General features: G+C 67.5%; 17 protein-coding genes. 10 read left to right on the forward strand and 7 right to left on the reverse strand.

Annotation, left to right across the window (positions count from 1 at the left end):
• Positions 1–329: 329 nt before the first annotated feature.
• The 9 genes from WG921_RS16170 to WG921_RS16210 all read left to right on the forward strand — a co-directional run bounded on the left by WG921_RS16170 (position 330) and on the right by WG921_RS16210 (position 9,052).
• Positions 330–1,334, forward strand: coding sequence for a TRAP transporter substrate-binding protein (locus tag WG921_RS16170; protein WP_340110296.1), 1,005 nt, complete (start codon positions 330–332; stop codon positions 1,332–1,334).
• Between the two features lie 28 nt (positions 1,335–1,362).
• Positions 1,363–1,881 carry a TRAP transporter small permease gene (locus WG921_RS16175; RefSeq protein WP_340110297.1) on the forward strand — a complete coding sequence of 173 codons (519 nt, stop codon included), beginning with the start codon at positions 1,363–1,365 and terminating at the stop codon, positions 1,879–1,881.
• The gene (locus WG921_RS16180; protein ID WP_340110298.1) at positions 1,878–3,155 is read left to right on the forward strand and encodes a TRAP transporter large permease; all 1,278 of its coding nucleotides are present in this window, start codon (positions 1,878–1,880) and stop codon (positions 3,153–3,155) included. Before WG921_RS16175 ends, WG921_RS16180 begins: the two co-directional genes overlap by 4 nt.
• A gap of 300 nt (positions 3,156–3,455) precedes the next feature.
• On the forward strand, positions 3,456–4,262 hold the full coding sequence (locus WG921_RS16185; RefSeq protein WP_340110299.1) for a putative hydro-lyase: 807 nt from the start codon (positions 3,456–3,458) through the stop codon (positions 4,260–4,262).
• Positions 4,263–4,301: 39 nt separating this feature from the next.
• On the forward strand, positions 4,302–5,357 hold the full coding sequence (locus WG921_RS16190) for a TRAP transporter substrate-binding protein (protein WP_340110300.1): 1,056 nt from the start codon (positions 4,302–4,304) through the stop codon (positions 5,355–5,357).
• Positions 5,358–5,393: 36 nt separating this feature from the next.
• Positions 5,394–6,023 (forward strand): TRAP transporter small permease subunit, encoded by a 630-nt coding sequence (locus tag WG921_RS16195; protein WP_340110301.1) that lies wholly within the window; start codon positions 5,394–5,396, stop codon positions 6,021–6,023.
• The gene (locus tag WG921_RS16200; RefSeq protein ID WP_340110302.1) at positions 6,023–7,309 is read left to right on the forward strand and encodes a TRAP transporter large permease; all 1,287 of its coding nucleotides are present in this window, start codon (positions 6,023–6,025) and stop codon (positions 7,307–7,309) included. Before WG921_RS16195 ends, WG921_RS16200 begins: the two co-directional genes overlap by 1 nt.
• 75 nt (positions 7,310–7,384) lie before the next feature.
• Positions 7,385–8,302 (forward strand): dihydrodipicolinate synthase family protein, encoded by a 918-nt coding sequence (locus WG921_RS16205; RefSeq protein WP_340110303.1) that lies wholly within the window; start codon positions 7,385–7,387, stop codon positions 8,300–8,302.
• A gap of 51 nt (positions 8,303–8,353) precedes the next feature.
• On the forward strand, positions 8,354–9,052 hold the full coding sequence (locus WG921_RS16210) for a DUF2848 domain-containing protein (RefSeq protein WP_340110304.1): 699 nt from the start codon (positions 8,354–8,356) through the stop codon (positions 9,050–9,052).
• Positions 9,053–9,067: 15 nt separating this feature from the next.
• Here WG921_RS16210 and WG921_RS16215 read toward each other — a convergent pair whose 3' ends face one another.
• Genes WG921_RS16215 through WG921_RS16245 form a run of 7 tightly spaced genes read right to left on the reverse strand, consistent with a single transcriptional unit; the run spans position 9,068 to position 15,310 of the window.
• The gene (locus WG921_RS16215) at positions 9,068–10,366 is read right to left on the reverse strand and encodes a TRAP transporter large permease (protein WP_340110305.1); all 1,299 of its coding nucleotides are present in this window, start codon (positions 10,364–10,366) and stop codon (positions 9,068–9,070) included.
• 2 nt (positions 10,367–10,368) lie between these two features.
• A complete protein-coding gene (locus tag WG921_RS16220) occupies positions 10,369–10,902 on the reverse strand; it encodes a TRAP transporter small permease (protein WP_340110306.1) in 534 nt (177 codons plus the stop codon).
• A 23-nt stretch (positions 10,903–10,925) separates the two neighbouring features.
• Positions 10,926–11,918, reverse strand: a complete 993-nt coding sequence (locus WG921_RS16225; RefSeq protein ID WP_340110307.1) for a TRAP transporter substrate-binding protein — start codon at positions 11,916–11,918, stop codon at positions 10,926–10,928.
• A 29-nt stretch (positions 11,919–11,947) separates the two neighbouring features.
• Positions 11,948–12,685: a hypothetical protein gene (locus WG921_RS16230; RefSeq protein ID WP_340110308.1), complete on the reverse strand. Its 738-nt coding sequence runs from the start codon at positions 12,683–12,685 to the stop codon at positions 11,948–11,950.
• A 60-nt stretch (positions 12,686–12,745) separates the two neighbouring features.
• On the reverse strand, positions 12,746–13,789 hold the full coding sequence (locus tag WG921_RS16235; protein WP_340110309.1) for a 5-oxoprolinase subunit C family protein: 1,044 nt from the start codon (positions 13,787–13,789) through the stop codon (positions 12,746–12,748).
• Positions 13,786–14,520, reverse strand: a complete 735-nt coding sequence (gene pxpB / locus WG921_RS16240) for a 5-oxoprolinase subunit PxpB (protein WP_340110310.1) — start codon at positions 14,518–14,520, stop codon at positions 13,786–13,788. The genes WG921_RS16235 and pxpB overlap by 4 nt, the downstream gene beginning before the upstream one ends.
• Positions 14,521–14,524: 4 nt before the next feature.
• Entirely contained in the window at positions 14,525–15,310 is a 786-nt protein-coding gene (locus WG921_RS16245) for a LamB/YcsF family protein (RefSeq protein ID WP_340110311.1), read from the reverse strand.
• Between the two features lie 194 nt (positions 15,311–15,504).
• Here WG921_RS16245 and WG921_RS16250 point away from each other — a divergent pair, with 194 nt between their 5' ends.
• Positions 15,505–16,854, forward strand: a complete 1,350-nt coding sequence (locus tag WG921_RS16250) for an amidase (protein WP_340110312.1) — start codon at positions 15,505–15,507, stop codon at positions 16,852–16,854.
• Positions 16,855–17,126: the final 272 nt, after the last annotated feature.

Below are 17,126 nucleotides of genomic sequence, written 5' to 3' on the forward strand. Positions count from 1 at the left end.
GGTGAAGCCCGGCCGGTTTTGTTGCGCTGCCGTGCGGCGAGCGCCGGCGCGGTTCGATTTTGAAGGTAGTTTCTATATTGTCGGTCAATCCGTCAATGTCATTGCACGACAAAAATGCGTTTGCAGTCCGCGAGCCCGCCGCCCTCGCGATCATGATCCTTATGGTCGCAACCCCTTGATTTTACATGCGCCCAAGGCCCGGCGGCGACATCGGTTCAGCACATATCTGATTATCCCTCCTCGACTTTCGCCTGCGTCATGTTGTAAGATTGCCCTACAATCACACAAAGAAGCCGGGATTCCCGGTGTGGGGACGGAAGGAATCTGGAATGCCCATTCGGAAGACGCTTCTGGCCAGCGGCGCCCTGCTGGCGCTGTTCGCCAGCCAGACCATGGCCGACACGACCCTGCGGCTCAGCACGCAGATGCCGCCGAGCCATCACTCGGTGAAGGCGCTCGAGACGTTCAAGAGCGAGGTCGAGGACGCCACCGACGGCTCGCTCAAAGTTCAAATCCATCCAGCCGGACAGCTGTTCAAGGGGCCCGACCTGCCGATGGCGGTCGGCAGCGGCGCCGTCGATATGGGCGATATGGTCACCCCCTACGTGGCCCCGATCTATCCCGACCTCGCATTGCTGGACGGGCCGTTCATGGTCGACAGCCCCGAGGTCGCCAGACGGCTTTACGAGCAGGACCTGAAGCAGGTGCTGGACGACAGGTTCGGGCGTCTCGGCATGAAGGTGGTCGCGGTGCACCCGTACGGGTATTTCTCGATGTACGGCACGAATGCGCGGCCGATCGAGACCCCGGCGGACATGAAGGGCCTATCGATCCGCGCGGTCGACAAGACGCAGATCCTCAAGGCGCAGGCGGTCGGCGCCAAGCCGGAGGCGATCCCCGGCTCCGAGCAGTTCATGGCGTATCAGCGGGGCACGGTCGACGTCGGCCAGACGGGGCCCAGCTCGTTCGTCAGCCGCAAGCTCTACGAAATTTTCGAGCACGGCGCCATCATCCGCGACGACTTGATGGTCTTCTTCCTGACGATCAACAAGGGCGTCTGGGAGGGCCTGACGCCCGAGGAGCAGGCGGCCGTCGAGGCGGCCGGACAAAAGCTCTCCGACACGTCTTGGGACCTGATGCTCGAAGAGGAGAAGGCGGCCGACGAGTTCCTGCCCCAGCACATGAAGGTGGTCTTCGTCGATCACGACGATCTCCAGCCGTGGCGCGACGCCTTCTCGGGCGTCAACGCGAAGCTGGCCGAGGATGCGGGCGAGCGCGGAAAGGAGATCTTCGACATCATCGTCCGCGTCCGCACCGAGCTGGGCGCTGACTGACCGGCGCGGGCGCAGCGGACCGGCCGGAATGTTCCGCGCCCTCCTGACCGCCAATGAATGGCTGCAGCGCGCCGCCGCGGCGGCGGCGCGCTGCATGCTGATCGCGCTGCTCCTGCTGGTTCTCGCCTCATTCACGACCCGGGCGCTGGGGATCACGGCGACCTTCGCCGAGGAATTCACCCGCTACTCGGTCATCGGCCTGGTGGCGCTTGGCGTCGGCTACACGCTGCTGCGGAGGCGGCATGTCCGAACGGGCGCGCTCGCCGACAGGCTGCCCCCGCCGGCGCGCCACCTTCTCGAGGTGGTTTCGGGTGGGCTCTCCGCATTCCTGTTCGGCGTCGTCCTCTACTCGACCTGGGGCATGTGGACCCTGTCGATGGCGTGGGGAATGAAGTCGAACACCGATATCGAGTTCCCCCTCTGGCCGGTGCAGTTCATGCTGTTCGCCGGTTTTCTGCTGCTGATGCTTCAGACGCTCGCCGACACGGCGAAGGCGGCCGCGGCGTTCATGTCCGGGGTCCGGCGGAGCGGGCGGGACCGCGCATGACGGTGCTCGCCCTGCTGGCCCTCCTCGGGGCCCTGATCCTGATCGGTCTCCCGATCGCCTTCGCGCTGGGCCTGACGGGAGTGGCCGCGCTCCTCTCGTTCGGCCTGCCGATCGCGCTCGTCGGGCAGACGCTCTACGGCGTTCTCGACAACCACGCCTGGGCCGCGATTCCCCTCTACCTCCTGATGGGATCGCTCCTGGTCAGCTCGGGCGTCGCCAGCGACATCTACCGCGCCGTCCATGTCTGGACCCGCCACCTTCCCGGGGGCATGGGGGTGGCGACCGTCCTGACGGCCGCCGTCTTCGCCGCGGTCAGCGGCACCAGCATCGGAACCGTCGCCGCCATGGCCTCCGTCACCGTGCCCGAGATGATCGCCCGCGGCTACAACCCGCGTTTCGCCTACGGCACGCTCGCGGCCGCCGGCACATTGGGCATCCTGATCCCGCCGAGCATCACCATGATCATCTTCGGCATGGTGACGACCGAATCGATCGCGACCCTGTTCATGGCGGGCGTGGCGCCCGGTATCCTGCTGGCGTTCCTGATGTGCTGCTACTGCGTGGTCTATTCGCGCCTCTGGCAGAAGGAAACGCTGGACGCGAAGGCCGGCTGGAGCGAGCGTATCGCCGAAAGCCGCCGGGCGATCTGGGGCGTGCTGCTGATCGTGCTGGTGCTCGGGGGCATCTATTCGGGGGCGCTGACCGTCACCGAATCCGCCGGATTCGGCGCGCTTCTGGCGCTGGCGCTGTCGGCGTTCGTCTACCGGTCGCTCACATGGCCCGTGCTGGTCGACGCGCTCGAGAACACGCTGCTCTCGTCCTGCATGATCCTGCTGATCGTCGCGCTGGCCAGCCTGTTCGGATCGGCGGTCAACATGCTTCACATTCCGCAGGACACCAGCGACGCCGTGCTGAGCCTGGACATCCCGGTCTGGGGCGTGATCGTCCTTTTCAGCGCGATCCTCTTCGTGATGGGGCAGTTCCTCGACGTGCCCTCCATCATGCTGATCACCCTGCCGATCTTTTATCCCGCGCTGCTGAGCATGGGGGTCAGCCCGGTCTGGTTCGCCATCCTGATGACCATGAACATGGAGGTGGCGACCATCACGCCGCCCGTAGGGTTGAACATCTATGTGCTGAAGGGCGCGGTGCCGAGCGCCGAGGTTCGCGACGTGGTCATCGGCTGTGTGCCGTTCATCGGGCTGATCGTCGCCGTGATGCTGCTGATCGCCGCATTCCCCTGCATCGCCCTGTGGCTGCCCGGCCTCTGTTGAGGGGGATGTGGAATGGACGCCGCCCTTCCCCGATGGCGACGTCGAGCGCCAGTTTCTCGACGCTCGAAGCCACAGAACGGGACGGAGGCGTCCGGGGAGAAAGCCGCCATCGCCGGGACAGACCAGACACAGAGCGCCTTGCGCGGCCCATGCGCGGCGGGGTTCTCATGGCGCGCGCAGGAGCGCCGCGAGGGCGCCTGAACGAGTCAGACTGATATATCGAGTGACTCGACAAGCCCGCGCGATTTATGGTGTATGACCTCCGAACGAAGGTGGACTCCTGAAGCTGACGAGGAACGCATGCTGGACATGGACCGGAGTACGGATTCCGACCGCCTCACGCCCGACCAGGCGAGAGCCCGGATCGCGAGCGGCGATCACACGGGCGGCACGGCGAACATGGCGAACGGCCGGGTGCAGGGGAATCTGGTGATTCTGCCGAAGGCTTACGCCCTCGATTTTTTCACCTTCTGTCAGGCGAATCCCAAACCCTGCCCGCTGCTCGGCGTGTCCGAAGCCGGCAACCCCGCCCTGCCCATGCTGGGCGATATCGATATCCGCACCGACGTCCCGCGCTACTATGTCTATCGGGACGGGCGCCTCGCGGAAGAAGTCACCGAAATCGGGAGCTTCTGGCGCGATGATCTGGTCAGCTTCGTTCTCGGCTGCTCGTATTCGTTCGAGGAGCCGCTGATGGCGGCCGGAATCGGCCTGCGCCATGTCGAGCTTGGCCGCGTGGTTCCGATGTATCGCACGAATATCGAAACCCGTCCGGCTGGGCCCTTCGGCGGCGAACTGGTCGTCTCGATGCGGCCGATGAAGCCGGCCGACGCGATCCGCGCGGTTCAGATCACCAGCAGATTTCCGGCCGTCCACGGCGCGCCGGTGCATCTCGCCGATCCGGGCCAGATCGGAATTCGCGACCTGATGACGCCGGACTGGGGCGATCCGCCCGAAATGCGCGAGGGCGAAATCCCGGTTTTCTGGGCTTGCGGCGTCACGCCTCAGGTCGCGATCGAGCGCGCCCGCCCCGAAATCTGCATTACGCACAAGCCGGGCCACATGCTGATCACCGATCTCGTCAACGCGTCGCTTGCGGCGATCTGATCCGTGCGCGGCCAACCAAAAATGAGAGGGAGAAAGAATATGTCGAATCAACACGCCAGCCTGACCGTTCTGGCCGCGTTCGCGGTGCTCGCCGCCGCGCCGGCCGGCGCGCAGGACATTATGGAGCACGAGTTCAGCGTCGTCGGAAGCTGGAGCACGTCGAGCCTCTATCCCGACCACGAGGTTCCGTTCTGGACCAAGACGCTGCCTGAGGCGTCGAACGGGCGCATCACCGCGAATCTCAAGGCGTTCGACGAACTCGGCCTCGCCGGGAACGCCGTGTACGAACTGGTCCAGCAGGGCGTCTACGATGTCGGCGCCACGGTGATGGACTATGTCGCCGGGGTCGATCCGCGGCTCGAGGGGGTCGACCTCTCCGGCATCGCCGACCCGGTTCTCGCGCGCAAGATCGCCGACGCCTATCGGCCGCAGATCGCCGCGGTTTTCGACGAAACCTATGACAGCAAGCTGCTGGCGGTGGTGCCGTTCACCTCGCAGGTGGTTTTCTGCAACACGCCCATCGAGGGGCTGAAGGATTTCGACGGCAAGCGCATTCGCGGCTCGGGCCGGATGACGATCGACTTCATCGAGGCGCTCGGCGGCACCGGCGTCGACGTCTCCTTCAACGAGGTCACCATCGCGCTGGAGCGCGGCGTGATCGATTGCGGCATCACCGGGTCCTTGTCCGGGTATCTCGCCGGGTGGCCGGAGGCGGCGACTCATTTCTACCCGCTGCCGGCGGGCGGCTGGGATCCGGTCGGCATCGTCATGCGGAACGACGTCTGGGAAGGGCTCGACGAGCCGACCCAGACCTTCCTCATGGATGAATTCGCCACGTTCGAGGAGAGCGTCTGGACGGACGCCAACAACTCCACCGCCGTCGGCATCGCCTGCAACACCGGCGGCGATTGCGCCTATGGCGAGCCGGCCGACCTGACCCTGGTCGAGATCACCGACGCCGACCTGAAAGCCGCGCTCAAGACGCTGCAGGATGACGTGCTGCCGCTCTGGGCCGAACGCTGCGGCGGGGCCTGCATCGAGAAGTGGAATTCGACCGTGGGCGAAGTGCTGGACATCAATGTCGACGCGAAATAGCGAACCGCGGTTCGCGGCTGCGAAAGGGAGCCACGCGTGGCGCATCGGCTGACAGGCCTGCCGAAGAGCCTCGATATCGCCCTTTCGCTGGCGGACAAGACCGCGCGCGTCGCCCTGCTCATGGGCGGCGCGCTGATGCTGATATCGGCCTTCATGATCGGGGCGGATGTCGTCCTGCGGCGGGTGTTCGGCATCTCCACCTGGGGCGCGGGGGAGCTTTCCTATTATGCGCTCGCCATCTCGACCAGTTGGGCGTTTTCCTGCGCGATGCTGACCAAGACCCATATCCGCATCGCCATCGTGACCGAGCACCTGCCGCCGCCGGTGCGCGCCGCGTGCGACCTGATTGCGCTGCTGGCGATGGGCTGGTTCGCCGCGGCGGCGTGCTGGGGGATCTGGGGCCTCCTGGAGCGGAGCTGGGGGCGGGGGACGACCTCGATCACCGCGCTCGCCACGCCGATCTGGATACCGCAGGCGCTCTGGCTCGCGGGGTTCGTCTTCTTCACCCTGCTGATCGCGCTCATCTTCTTCAGGGTGCTGGCGGCGCTGTTCATCGAGCGCTCCTACGCGGTCGCGACGCTGCACGGCGGCGCGCCGACGGCGGCGCAGGAGACCGAAAGCGCCATCGCTGAGGGCCGCGCGAACCTGCAAAAGGACGAAAGCTGATGCTGGGCGTTACGATCATCGTCCTTCTGGGGCTTCTGGCGCTCAGCGTGCCGGTCGCGGCCGCGCTCTTCATCCTCGGCGTGACGCTCGACTGGGGCTATTCGCCGGCGCCGCTGATCAACGCGCTCGGCAGCCAGCTCTGGACCACCTCGACGAGCTTCATCCTCGTCGCGATTCCGCTTTTCATCATGATCGGCGAGATATTGCAGCGCTCGGGGATCGCCACCAAGGTCTACGATGCGCTCGACGCGTGGCTCTCGTGGATGCCGGGCGGGTTGATGCACGCCAATATCGGCACGGCGACGTTCTTTTCGGCGACCTCCGGCTCCTCGGTCGCGACCGCGGCCACCGTGGCGACGATCGCGATGCCGCAGGCGCGCAGGCTCGGTTATGACGAGCGCTTCTTCGCCGGCTCGATCGCGGCGGGCGGCACGCTCGGCATCCTCATCCCGCCTTCGATCAACCTGATCGTCTACGGGTTTCTCGCGCGGACCTCGATCCCGGAGCTCTTTCTCGCCGGCATCGTCCCGGGCGTGCTCATGGCGCTGCTCTTCATGCTGATTATCGCCATCCTTTGCGCCGTCAAGCCGGAATGGGGCGGCGGGCGCCGCTCGGCCAGCATGGCCGAACGGGTGTCGAAATTGCGCCATCTCGGCCCGATCCTGCTGCTCTTCGCCTTCATAATCGGGTCGATCTACGCCGGTTGGACCACCCCGACCGAGGCTGCGGCCGTGGGCGTGATCGTCGCGCTGATCATGGCCTGGGCCGCCGGGGGCATGTCCTGGAAAATGATCTTCGAGACGCTCGAAGGAACGATGCGCACGACGGTGATGATCATGCTGATCCTCATCGCCGCGAACTTCCTCAACTTCGTGCTGGCCTCGGTCGGGCTGACGGACCGGCTGCTGACGGTGATCACGGAGCTCGAGCTCGGGGCGATGCAGACGCTGATGCTGCTGATCGCGTTCTACATCGTCCTCGGCTTTTTCGTCGAAACGCTCTCGCTGATGATCGTGACCATCCCCATCGTCATCCCCATCGTCGCGGGACTCGGGTTCGATCTTGTCTGGTTCGGGATCCTGCTGATCGTGCTGATCGAGATGGCGCTGATCACGCCGCCGATCGGCCTCAATCTTTATGTCGTGCAAGGGGTGCGCGGGCGGGGCTCGTTGAACGAGGTGATCGTCGGCGTCATTCCGTTCGTCGTGGCGATGCTGCTGATGATCGTGGCGCTGCTGCTCTTCCCGGAGCTCGCCCTCTTCCTGCCCAGTCTCGCCGAGGGCTGACTTCGCCCTTTCAACCGGCCGGACAAGCGAGCTATGACACCGGCGAGCAAACTCGAATTCGATGGAGAATGGGATATGACGAAAAAGATCACCGGTGGGGTTCTCTCCCCCGTTGTCACGCCGTTCGACGCCGACCTCAGGCCGGATCGGGCGCGCTGGCTCGCGCATTGCCGCTGGCTTCTGTCGCAGGATTGCGGACTGGCGATTTTCGGCACCAATTCTGAGGCGAACTCGCTCTCGCTGGCCGAGCGGCGCGCCCTTCTGGAAGCCGCCGCGCAGGAGCTCGACCCTGGTCGAATGATGCCGGGGACCGGCGCCTCCGCCCTGCCCGATGCGGTGGAGTTGACCCGGGCCGCGGTCGAGGCCGGGTGCGCGGGCGTTCTGATGCTGCCGCCCTTCTACTACAAGGGCGTCACCGACGACGGCTTGTTCGCGTTCTACTCCGAGATCATCCAGCGCATCGGCGACGACCGCTTGCGCATCTATCTCTACCACATCCCGCCGGTGAGCCAGGTTCCGATCTCGCTCGATCTGATCGAACGTCTGCTGTCGGCATATCCGGGAACCATCGCCGGCGTGAAGGACAGCTCGGGCGATTGGAGCAATACCGCCGCGATGATCGAGCGGTTCGATAATTTCGACGTCTTCGCCGGCTCGGAAGAGTTCCTGCTGCCGACGCTGCGCGCCGGCGGGGCGGGCTGCATCAGCGCCACGGCGAACATAAATCCGGCGGCGATTCACGACGTCTTCGTCAACTGGCGGGCGCCGGACGCCGATGCGCGGCAGGAGGCGATCACCGCGTTCCGGCGGGAGATTGCGAAGTTCCCGATGATTCCCGCGCTCAAGGCGGTGATCGGGCTGCGCACCGACGATCCGGACTGGGGGCGCGTGCGCCCGCCGCTGATGCGGCTCGACGAAGCCGCGCTCGCGGAGCTTTCGCGCGTGATCGACCAAGCGGATTTCCAGATGCCCGGACGGCGCGAGGCCGCGTAGCGGCGGCAGAAGCGCATTCCATTCAACGCGAGAGACCGAAGGAGAGGCGTCATGCCGACGACATCATTGCGACTGGACCCGGAGGGCGGCGATGCGAGGGACGTCGTGATCGGGCGGGCGATCGTGGCGGGCTGGACCGGCCGCGATCAGGCCGCCGTGGATCATCATGTCGCCGAACTGGCCGAGCTCGGCATCGCGCCGCCCTCCGAGACGCCGATCTTCTATCGGGTGGCCGCGGCCATGCTGACCGACGCGGCGGCGATCGAGGTTGTTGGCGAAGGCACGTCGGGCGAAGTCGAGCCGGTGCTGATCGACGACGGGGATCGCCTCTGGCTGGGGCTCGGCTCGGACCACACGGACCGCGAGCTCGAGGCGCATTCCATCGCGCTCTCCAAGCAGATTTGCCACAAACCGATCGCCCGGGCCGTCTGGCCTTACGACGAGGTTCAGGACCATCTCGACGCGCTGGAGCTGCGCGCGTGGATCCGGAACAGCCCCGATGACGAATGGACGCTTTATCAGGAGGGAACGCTGGCGGAGATTCGCCGGCTTCCGGAACTTCTGGCCAACTCGCCGGCGGCGAAGGCGGCCGGGCGGCTGGAGGCGGGCGCCGCAATGATGTGCGGCACCGTGCCGGCGCTGGGCGGCGTGCGGCCGGCGCGCTTCTTTCGCATGGAGCTGAAAGACCCGGTTCTGGGGCGCGCGATCGACCACGCCTACGAGACCCTGCCGCTCCCGATCGTCGCCTGAAGCGGGGGCGCGCTCCTACATCATCTTCGCCGGCAGCCAGGTTGCGATGCCGGGGAACGCGATGAGGAGCGCGACCCCGATCAGCATCATCACGAAGAAGGGCGCGGTCGCCTTGGCGACGTAGAGGATATTGCGCCCGGTCAACAACTGGACGACGAAGAGATTGAACCCCACCGGCGGCGTGATCTGAGCGATCTCGACCACGAGAACCATGTAGACGCCGAACCAGAGCGGGTCGATCCCCGCGGCCTGCGTCATCGGCAAGACGATCGAGATCGTCAGAACGATGATCGAGATCCCATCCAGAAAGCACCCGAGCAGCAGGAAGAACAGGGTCAGCGCCGCGAGCAGCGGATAGGCGGTGAGTCCGTAACTGTTGATCAGGTTCGCCAGCGCCCGCGGGATGCCGCTATAGCCCATCACGCTGGTCAGGAAGGCGGCCGAGCCGATGATGAACCCGATCATGCACGAGGTGCGGGTCGCGCCGTAGAGGCTCTCCTTGAACGCCGTCCAGTTCATGCCGCCGGAGGCGAAGGCGATGAGCAGCGATCCCGCCACGCCCAGCGACGCCGCCTCGGTCGGCGTCGCGTAGCCGGCGTAGATCGAGCCGATCACCGCGACGATCAGAAAGACGACGGGCAGAAGGAGCCGCAGCCGGTAGAGCTTCTCGCGCCAGGGCATCCTCTCGACCCGGTCCGGCATCCTTCCGGGATGAAGGAGCGCCCAGACGCCGATATAGCCCATCAGGAGCGCGACGAGCATGAGCCCCGGAAAGACGCCGGCGATGAAGAGCCGGCCGATCGAGACGTTCGCCGAGACGCCATAGACGATCATCATGATCGAGGGCGGAATCAGCAGGCCCAGCGTGCCCGACGCGGCGAGCGAGCCGAGGGCCATCCGCTCGTCATAGCCGCGCGCCTTGAGTTCGGGCAGCGACATCCGGCCGACCGTCGCCGCCGTCGCCGCCGAGGAGCCGCTGACCGCGGCGAAGACGGCGCAGCCGAGAACGTTGACATGCAGCAGCCGCCCCGGCAGCCGCGTCACCCACGGCGAGAGCCCCTTGAAGAGATCGTCCGAGAGACGGGAGCGAAAGAGGATCTCGCCCATCCAGACGAAGAGCGGCAGCGCCGTCAGGGTCCAGCCGCTGAGCGCGCTCCAGAATGTCTGCGGCATCACGAGCGTGATCGGCGCGGTCGTGATCGCCCACATCCCGATGATGCTGATGAGGAGGAGCGAGATCGCCACCCAGATTCCGCTGCCGAGAAACGCCAGCAGCAAAAGCCCGAGGATTGGGCTGAAGGTGATCGGATCCATGGCTACCCGCCCGGTTCTTCGCCGCGCGCCGCGCGGCTTGCGGTGTCCTCGAACGCGCGATACGTCGGCTCACGCCCGCGGAGGACAAGCACGAGTTGCTCGATGAGCGCGACCTCGATGAGGACGCTTCCGGCCGCCATCGCCGTCTGCGGAATCCAGAGCGGCACCGGCACGAGGCCGACGGAAACGTCGCCGAACCGATATGAATCCCACGTCATCATCGTCGCCGAATAGGCGAAAAGCCCGACGGCGAAGGCGGCGGCCGCGAGACACCATATCTCGGCGAGCCGCCGGCGGCCGGGCGGCAACGCCTGCAGGACGAGCCCGACCCGGATATGACCGCCCGAACGCAGCGTCCAGGCGAGCGCGAGGAAGATGGAGGCCGCCATGCAGAAGCCGGCGAACTCCGTCCCCGTCGAGACGAGGTAGCCAAGCATCCGGCCCACGATCTGGACGAAGGTGAGCGCGGCGATCGCGGCGAGCAGGACCGCCGACAGGACGCCGGCGACATGGAAGATCCAGTCGAGTATCTTCACAGGGAAGCCGCCGCCGATCGCGCCTACTCCATCGATCTGTAACGCTCGATGACCTCCTTGCCCTCGTCGCCGGCGCTCTCGAGCCATTCGTCGAGCATTGTCGCGCCGATCTCCTTCAGGCCGGCGAGCAGTTCCGCGTTCGGCTTCTTCACGGTGATGCCGTGTTCGGCCAGCGTCCCGATCTGTTCTTCGGTCACGGCCGGCGCATTTTTCCAGGCCCGGTCTTCGGCGGCCACGGCGGCGTCCTCCACCGCTTTCTTCTCGTCTTCCGACAAGCCGTCAAAGACGCTCTGGTTCATCACGATGACGTTCCAGGTGATGAAGGCCTCGACATCGTAGAAATGGCTCACGAAGTCCCAGGCCTGGGTGTCGACGCCGGTGGTCGGCGACGTGATCATCGCCTGAACCACGCCGGTCGCGAAGGCCTGCGGCACCTCGGCCTGCTGAATGGTCACCGGCGTCGCGCCCATCAGCTCCGCCAGCCTGGCGGTGCTGGGGTTGTAGGCCCGCATCGTCACGCCGTCGAAATCGGAGAGGCTGTTGATCTCCTTGTCGGCGTAGATGCCCTGGCGCGGCCATGACTGGATGAAAAGAAGCTTCACCCCGCGCGTCGCCAGCTCCTTCTCGATGGCCGGGCGCGCGGCCTTCGCGAGCTTGCGGTTGGCCTCATAGCCCACGGCGAGAAACGGGATCGCATCGACCGCGAAGATCGGGCTCAGGTTCGACTGCATCGACATCAGATATTCGCCGAGCTCGACCTGCCGCGTCTGCACCGCCCTGAGCACGTCAGGCTGACGGACCAGCGAATCTTCGGTGTGAACTTCGATCTTTATCTCGCCGTTGGAATTCTCGGCGACCCCCTCGACGAACTCCATGATGTTTTTCGTCATGTAGTTCTGCGCGTTCGAGCGCGCCGGCAGGTTCCACGTCGTCTCGGCCAACGCCGCGCCAACCGCGCCCGCCGAGGTCATCGCGCCGGCGAGCAGAGCCACGATCGTCCTTCTCTTGAGGTCCATTTCAATCTCCCTGTGCGTTGTCTCGATTTTCAGTCTGCGAGTTCGGCCCGCGCGAGGTCCCAGAGCAGGCGGTAGCGCCCCGACGACACCAGCCGCAGCCCCTCAGCGGTCTTCGCGAGGTCCAGCGCCTTCTCGGCCGGGCCGAGCGCCTCCTGTCCGGTCGCGTCGATCAGGACATACCAGTCGCTCGCGCCCGCCGCGGCCGCGGGGTCCTCCTTCAACGGCTTCGAAAGCGCCGGGTCGTTCGCCAGCACGTGGATCGACAGCACGCCGTCGAGGTCGAGGGCCGCGTCGATCCGCGCCTTGAGCGCCGCGGCGGACGGCTCCTTCCCCGCCGCGGGGCGGAGGCGGATGAGCCCGAGCGCGGCGCCGCGGCCGACCCCCCGGCTCTCGACCACGCGGGCGCAGGCGCGGGTCGCATCCCGGAAACGATCGATGTTTCTCAGCGACCACGCCGTCTGGTTGGCAAGCCGGTGATGGTATTCGGGGCTGCCCAGCGTCTCGATCGTCTCGGTGGTGTAGATGCCGAGATAGCGCGCCGCCGCGTCCTCAGCCACATAGCGGCGCGCTTCGAGGAAGCCGGGTATCGCCACGCGCTCGGCGAGATGCTCCTTGTCGTACCATCGGTTGAAATCTTCTTCATGCTCTGCGCTGATATTCATGAAGTTGATCAGCATGGCTTGGCCGGAAAGGGGCATGGGCGCTTCTAGGCTCCTGTCTGCGACTAATCGCGCGCGGCGGACCGGCGCGCGCGGCGCGTCCGCCATCCTCCACAATTCGTGGCGCATGGTCGCTCATGTGTCAATGCCGGGGCCGGCCGCGCAAACCTATTCGGCGCGCGGCGCGTCCACGACCCCGCTCACGAGATTCACCGACAGGAGAGCGGCGCTCGAAAGCGTCATCGGGTCGATCAGGATCGGCTCGAGGCTTCGCAAGAGCGTGCGGATTTCGCGCTCGCGCGCCGCGCGCTCCGCCTCCGCCTCCTCGACGGAGACCGCCGCGAAGCGAACGGTCGCGCCGGGCGCGAGCCGGCCCAGCGCCGGCAGGTCGGCGGAGATCGCCGTGGCGATCTTGGGGTAGCCGCCCGTCGTCTGATGATCGGCCAGAAGCACGATCGGCTGGCCGTCCCCGGGCACCTGAATCGAGCCGGTCGCGATTCCGTCCGACACGATGTTGTAGCCCCGCTCGTGCTCCAGTCGCGGACCGCTCAGCCGCAGCCCCATCCGATCCGCGTCCCTGGTCACCACGAACTCCGAATTCAGCAGCGCCGCGATCCCGGCCGCGCTGAAATGGTCGTCCTGCGGCCCGAGCACGACGCGGATCCGCTCGGGCGGCGCCAGCGAGGGGGGCCGCGCGACCCGTATCTCCGCCCGGGCTGCGACCGTGTCGAGATTGAGCGCGAGCCTGTCGCCCTCCGCGAGGGTGCGGCCGCCGAATCCGCCGAACCCCGCGCGCAGACATGTCGAGCGGCTGCCGAGAATCTCGGGCGCGTCGAACCCGCCCTCGACCGCGAGATAGGCCGTGACGCTGTCGCGGAGCGCGGGAACGCGGAAGACGGTTCCGCGCTCCAGCCGCACGGACCGCCAAGGGGCGATTTCGCCCCGCTCCGGCGCGATGATCTCGAGCGGCGAGGACGCGCCGCAGAGCGCGACCCGCACATGGTCCGCGCCGACCGTCAGCGTCGGGCCGGCGAGGCGCATCTCCAGCGCCGCCTCGCCTTCAGCGTTGCCGACCAGCGCGTTGGCGAGCCTGAGCGAGTCCGGATCGAGCGCGCCCGACACCGGGATGCCGGCGGCCTGGTGTCCGGGCCGGCCGAGATCCTGCAATGTCGTCACCGGCCCCGGAGCCGCGACGAGCAGCGCCGCGCTCATGCGCCGTCCCCGTCGATCTCCACCCGCTCGGCGGGCGGGCGGGCGGCCAGATCGTCGTACTCTTTCGCCTCGATCGGGCGAAACCGGACATGATCGCCGGCGCGCAGGAGCGAGGGCGGGTCGGTGCGGATGTCGAAAAGCACCGCCGGGGTCCGGCCGATGGCGCTCCAGCCGCCGGGGCTCTCGAAAGGGTAGATCACCGTCTGCCCGACCGCGATCGCCACCGTCCCGGCGGGGATGCGCGTGCGCGGCGTCTCGCGGCGCGGCAGCGTAAGCTCCCTCGGCAGGTCGCCGAGATAGGGGTGCCCGGGAGCGAAGCCCATCATGTAGACATAATGCGTGATCTCGCTGTGGAGCTTCACCGCCTCCGCCGGCGTGACGCCGCCGGCTTTCGCCACATCCTCGAGATCCGGCCCGTGCTCCCCGCCATAGACGACGGGCAAGGTCACCGTGCGGCTCGCCGCCTCATCTTCGGAATCGTCGATCTCCAGCGCCTCGATCTCGGCGCGCAGGCGGGCGCCGGAAATGATCAGCGGGTCATAATGCACCATGAGCGAGCGGAAGGTCGGCACCGTCTCGATCACGCCCTCGATCACGCCCTCGCGCGCGCCGCGCTCCAGCGCGCGCCGCAGCGCCATGGCCCGCGCGCTGAGCGCCCGGTCGACACGGTCGCCGAACTCGACGGTCAGCGCGCAGTCGCCTGACGGGAGATAGCGGATTTCCTTCGCCATGCTCTCAGCCCGCGCCCTGGTCCGCCGTCTCGGCCATCGGCCGGATCTCGACGCCGGCGTCGGTCAACGCGCCGCGCACGGCGCGCGCCATCTCCACCGCGTGGAGATTGTCGCCATGCACGCAGATCGTGTCGAATTCGAGCGCGATCTCCTCGCCGTCGATCGTCGTCACTCTGCCCTCGGTCGCCATCCGCACCGCGCGGCGCGCCGCCGCCTCCGGGTCGTCGAGAACCGCGCCGGGCGTCTTGCGCGAGGCCAGCGTCCCGTCCGCAGTGTAGGCGCGGTCGGCATAGGCCTCGCGCGCGACGCGAAGGCCGGCCCGCATGGCGGCGCGCTCCTGCTCGGTCCCCGGCAGCGCGACGAAGATCATGCCCGGATCGGTGGCCAGAACCGCCCGCGCCGAGGCGTCGGCCATGGCGGCGTCGATCGCGGTGAGATTGGCCAGCGCGCCATGCGCCTTGAAATGCGTCACCGGAACGCCGACCGCCCGCGCCATGCCCTGCAGCGCGCCGATCTGATAGATGAGCAGCTTCTCGATCTCGGCCGGGTCGTCGCCTTCGAATCTGCGGCGGCCGAACCCCCAGAGGTCCATGTAGCCCGGATGCGCGCCGACGCCGACGCCCTTGCTTCGCGCGAGACTCAATGTCTCATGCATCACCAGCGGATCGCCGCCGTGAAAGCCGCAGGCCACGTTGGCCGAAGTGATCACCTCGAACAACTCGGCGTCATGGCCCATCTTCCACGCGCCCCAGCTTTCACCCGTATCGGCGTTCAGATCCACTTTGCGCATCGTCAATCTCCAGCATTTCCGGGGTGGCCCGGCGGATTTTCGCAGACCGTCAAAAAGTACAACTTTCACAACATGATGAAAAGGCGTCGGCGCCGGCGGGCGCCCCCGCGCGTTTCGCCGGCGCCTCTGGACGACCGCGCGGCGGCCATGTCACAAGACAAACGCCAGAAGACGCGACCACGGGAGTCCGAGCCATGACATCACCAGCCGATCCGCTCGCCGGAGGCCTTGCCGCGTACGCCCGGCGGCTTCGCGCCGGCGAGACCACCGCCGAGGAGACGACGCGCGCCTATCTCGACCGAATCGAGGCGCTCGACGGCGCCCTCGGCGCCTATCAGCACGTCGCGGCGGACAGCGCGCTGGCGCAGGCCCGGGCGCTCGACGCGCTTCTCGCGAGCGGGACCGACCTCGGCCCGCTGATGGGCGCGCCCGTGGCGGTCAAGGATCTTCTCGCGGTCGACGGGATGCCGACCACCGCCGGGTCGCTCCTCGACGTCTCCGACATCATCGGGGAGGAAGGGCCGTTCGTGCGCAAGCTGAGGCGGCTCGGCTGCGTGATCCTCGGCAAGACCCGCACCGTCGAATTCGCCTTTGGCGTCACCGGCGCCAGCCAGCCGCGCGGAACGCCGCGCAACCCGGCGGACATGACGACGCCGCGCGCGCCCGGCGGGTCGAGCTCGGGCTCCGCCGTCGCGATGGCGGCCGGGCTCTGCGGCTTCGCCATCGGCTCGGACACCGGCGGGTCGGTGCGCATCCCGGCGGCGCTCTGCGGCGTCTTCGGCCTCAAGACCACGCACGGCCTCTGGCCGACGAAGGGCGTCTTTCCGCTGGCCCCGCATCTCGACACGCTGGGGCTTCTCACCCGCGACGCCGAGGACGCCGCGATCATCCACGCGGCGCTCGCCGACACGGTTCCGGCGGACCCGGCGCCTCTCGCCGGGCTGCGCCTGGCGCGGCCCGGCGCGTATTTCTTCCGCGGGCTCGACCCCGACGTCGAAGCGAGAACCGAAGCCGCGCTCGAGCGGCTGGCGCGCGCCGGGTGCAGCCTGACCGAGGTCGAGATCCCCGAACCGACGGCGCGCGAAGCCTATTTTCCGCTCTCGCTCTCCGCCTGCCTCGTCGCGGCGCTGGGCGCGGACCGTGTGCGCGAAGGCCGCGACCGGATGGACCCGCTCGTGGCGCGGCGCGCGGATGTGGGCGCCGAAGCCCGCGCCGCCGACCTCCTGCGGCTCGAATGGCGACGGGCGGAGTTGAAGGCGTCGGCGCATGACCTCGCCGCGGGGCTCGACGCCTGGGTCTGCCCGACCGCGGCGATCCCGGCGCCGGCGATCGCGGCGCTCGAGGACGCCGAAGAGGCGATGCGCCTGACGCTGGGCATGACCCAGAACACGCAGCCGGCGAACTACCTCGATCTCGCGGGCGTGACGATCCCGCTGCCGGGCGCGGGCCTGCCCGTCGGCCTGCAGCTTCTTGGCGCGCCCCATAGCGAGCGGCGTCTGCTGGCGATCAGCCGCGCGGTGGAGGCGCATCTGCGCGCGCAATGAGCGGAGGGAGGCGGCCAGACGCCTTCTTCGCGCGCATCTTCCCGCGGCCACACGCCGCCAAGCCCTCCCCCTCCGCCGCGCTGGAGGAGGGGAAGGGCGTTCGGGCGTCATTCCCGGTGCGGATTGGATTGGCGGCCTCCAGAGCGGAAGGCCGACGATGCGGGTTCGGATTTCGATCGAGACCGAACCTGGATGGCGCGCGGCGCGTGCGGCTCGAGCGGCTGAACGCGGGCGCCCCGTTCCCGAAGGCGCGCGCGGCGCGCGACCTCGAC

The sequence above is a fragment of the Paludibacillus litoralis genome (genome assembly GCF_037646705.1).
In the GTDB taxonomy this organism is placed as follows: Bacteria; Pseudomonadota; Alphaproteobacteria; order Rhodobacterales; family Rhodobacteraceae; genus Pikeienuella; species Pikeienuella litoralis.

What these genes read in the sequence shown, in the direction of transcription:
- WG921_RS16170 (WP_340110296.1), top strand. Translation starts at nt 330, where the DNA reads ATGCCCATTCGGAAGACGCTTCTGGCCAGCGGCGCCCTGCTGGCGCTG.
- WG921_RS16175 (WP_340110297.1), top strand. Translation starts at nt 1,363, where the DNA reads ATGTTCCGCGCCCTCCTGACCGCCAATGAATGGCTGCAGCGCGCCGCC.
- WG921_RS16180 (WP_340110298.1), top strand. Translation starts at nt 1,878, where the DNA reads ATGACGGTGCTCGCCCTGCTGGCCCTCCTCGGGGCCCTGATCCTGATC.
- WG921_RS16185 (WP_340110299.1), top strand. Translation starts at nt 3,456, where the DNA reads ATGCTGGACATGGACCGGAGTACGGATTCCGACCGCCTCACGCCCGAC.
- WG921_RS16190 (WP_340110300.1), top strand. Translation starts at nt 4,302, where the DNA reads ATGTCGAATCAACACGCCAGCCTGACCGTTCTGGCCGCGTTCGCGGTG.
- WG921_RS16200 (WP_340110302.1), top strand. Translation starts at nt 6,023, where the DNA reads ATGCTGGGCGTTACGATCATCGTCCTTCTGGGGCTTCTGGCGCTCAGC.
- WG921_RS16205 (WP_340110303.1), top strand. Translation starts at nt 7,385, where the DNA reads ATGACGAAAAAGATCACCGGTGGGGTTCTCTCCCCCGTTGTCACGCCG.
- WG921_RS16210 (WP_340110304.1), top strand. Translation starts at nt 8,354, where the DNA reads ATGCCGACGACATCATTGCGACTGGACCCGGAGGGCGGCGATGCGAGG.
- WG921_RS16215 (WP_340110305.1), bottom strand. Translation starts at nt 10,366, where the DNA reads ATGGATCCGATCACCTTCAGCCCAATCCTCGGGCTTTTGCTGCTGGCG.
- WG921_RS16225 (WP_340110307.1), bottom strand. Translation starts at nt 11,918, where the DNA reads ATGGACCTCAAGAGAAGGACGATCGTGGCTCTGCTCGCCGGCGCGATG.
- WG921_RS16230 (WP_340110308.1), bottom strand. Translation starts at nt 12,685, where the DNA reads ATGGCGGACGCGCCGCGCGCGCCGGTCCGCCGCGCGCGATTAGTCGCA.
- WG921_RS16235 (WP_340110309.1), bottom strand. Translation starts at nt 13,789, where the DNA reads ATGAGCGCGGCGCTGCTCGTCGCGGCTCCGGGGCCGGTGACGACATTG.
- pxpB (WP_340110310.1), bottom strand. Translation starts at nt 14,520, where the DNA reads ATGGCGAAGGAAATCCGCTATCTCCCGTCAGGCGACTGCGCGCTGACC.
- WG921_RS16245 (WP_340110311.1), bottom strand. Translation starts at nt 15,310, where the DNA reads ATGCGCAAAGTGGATCTGAACGCCGATACGGGTGAAAGCTGGGGCGCG.
- WG921_RS16250 (WP_340110312.1), top strand. Translation starts at nt 15,505, where the DNA reads ATGACATCACCAGCCGATCCGCTCGCCGGAGGCCTTGCCGCGTACGCC.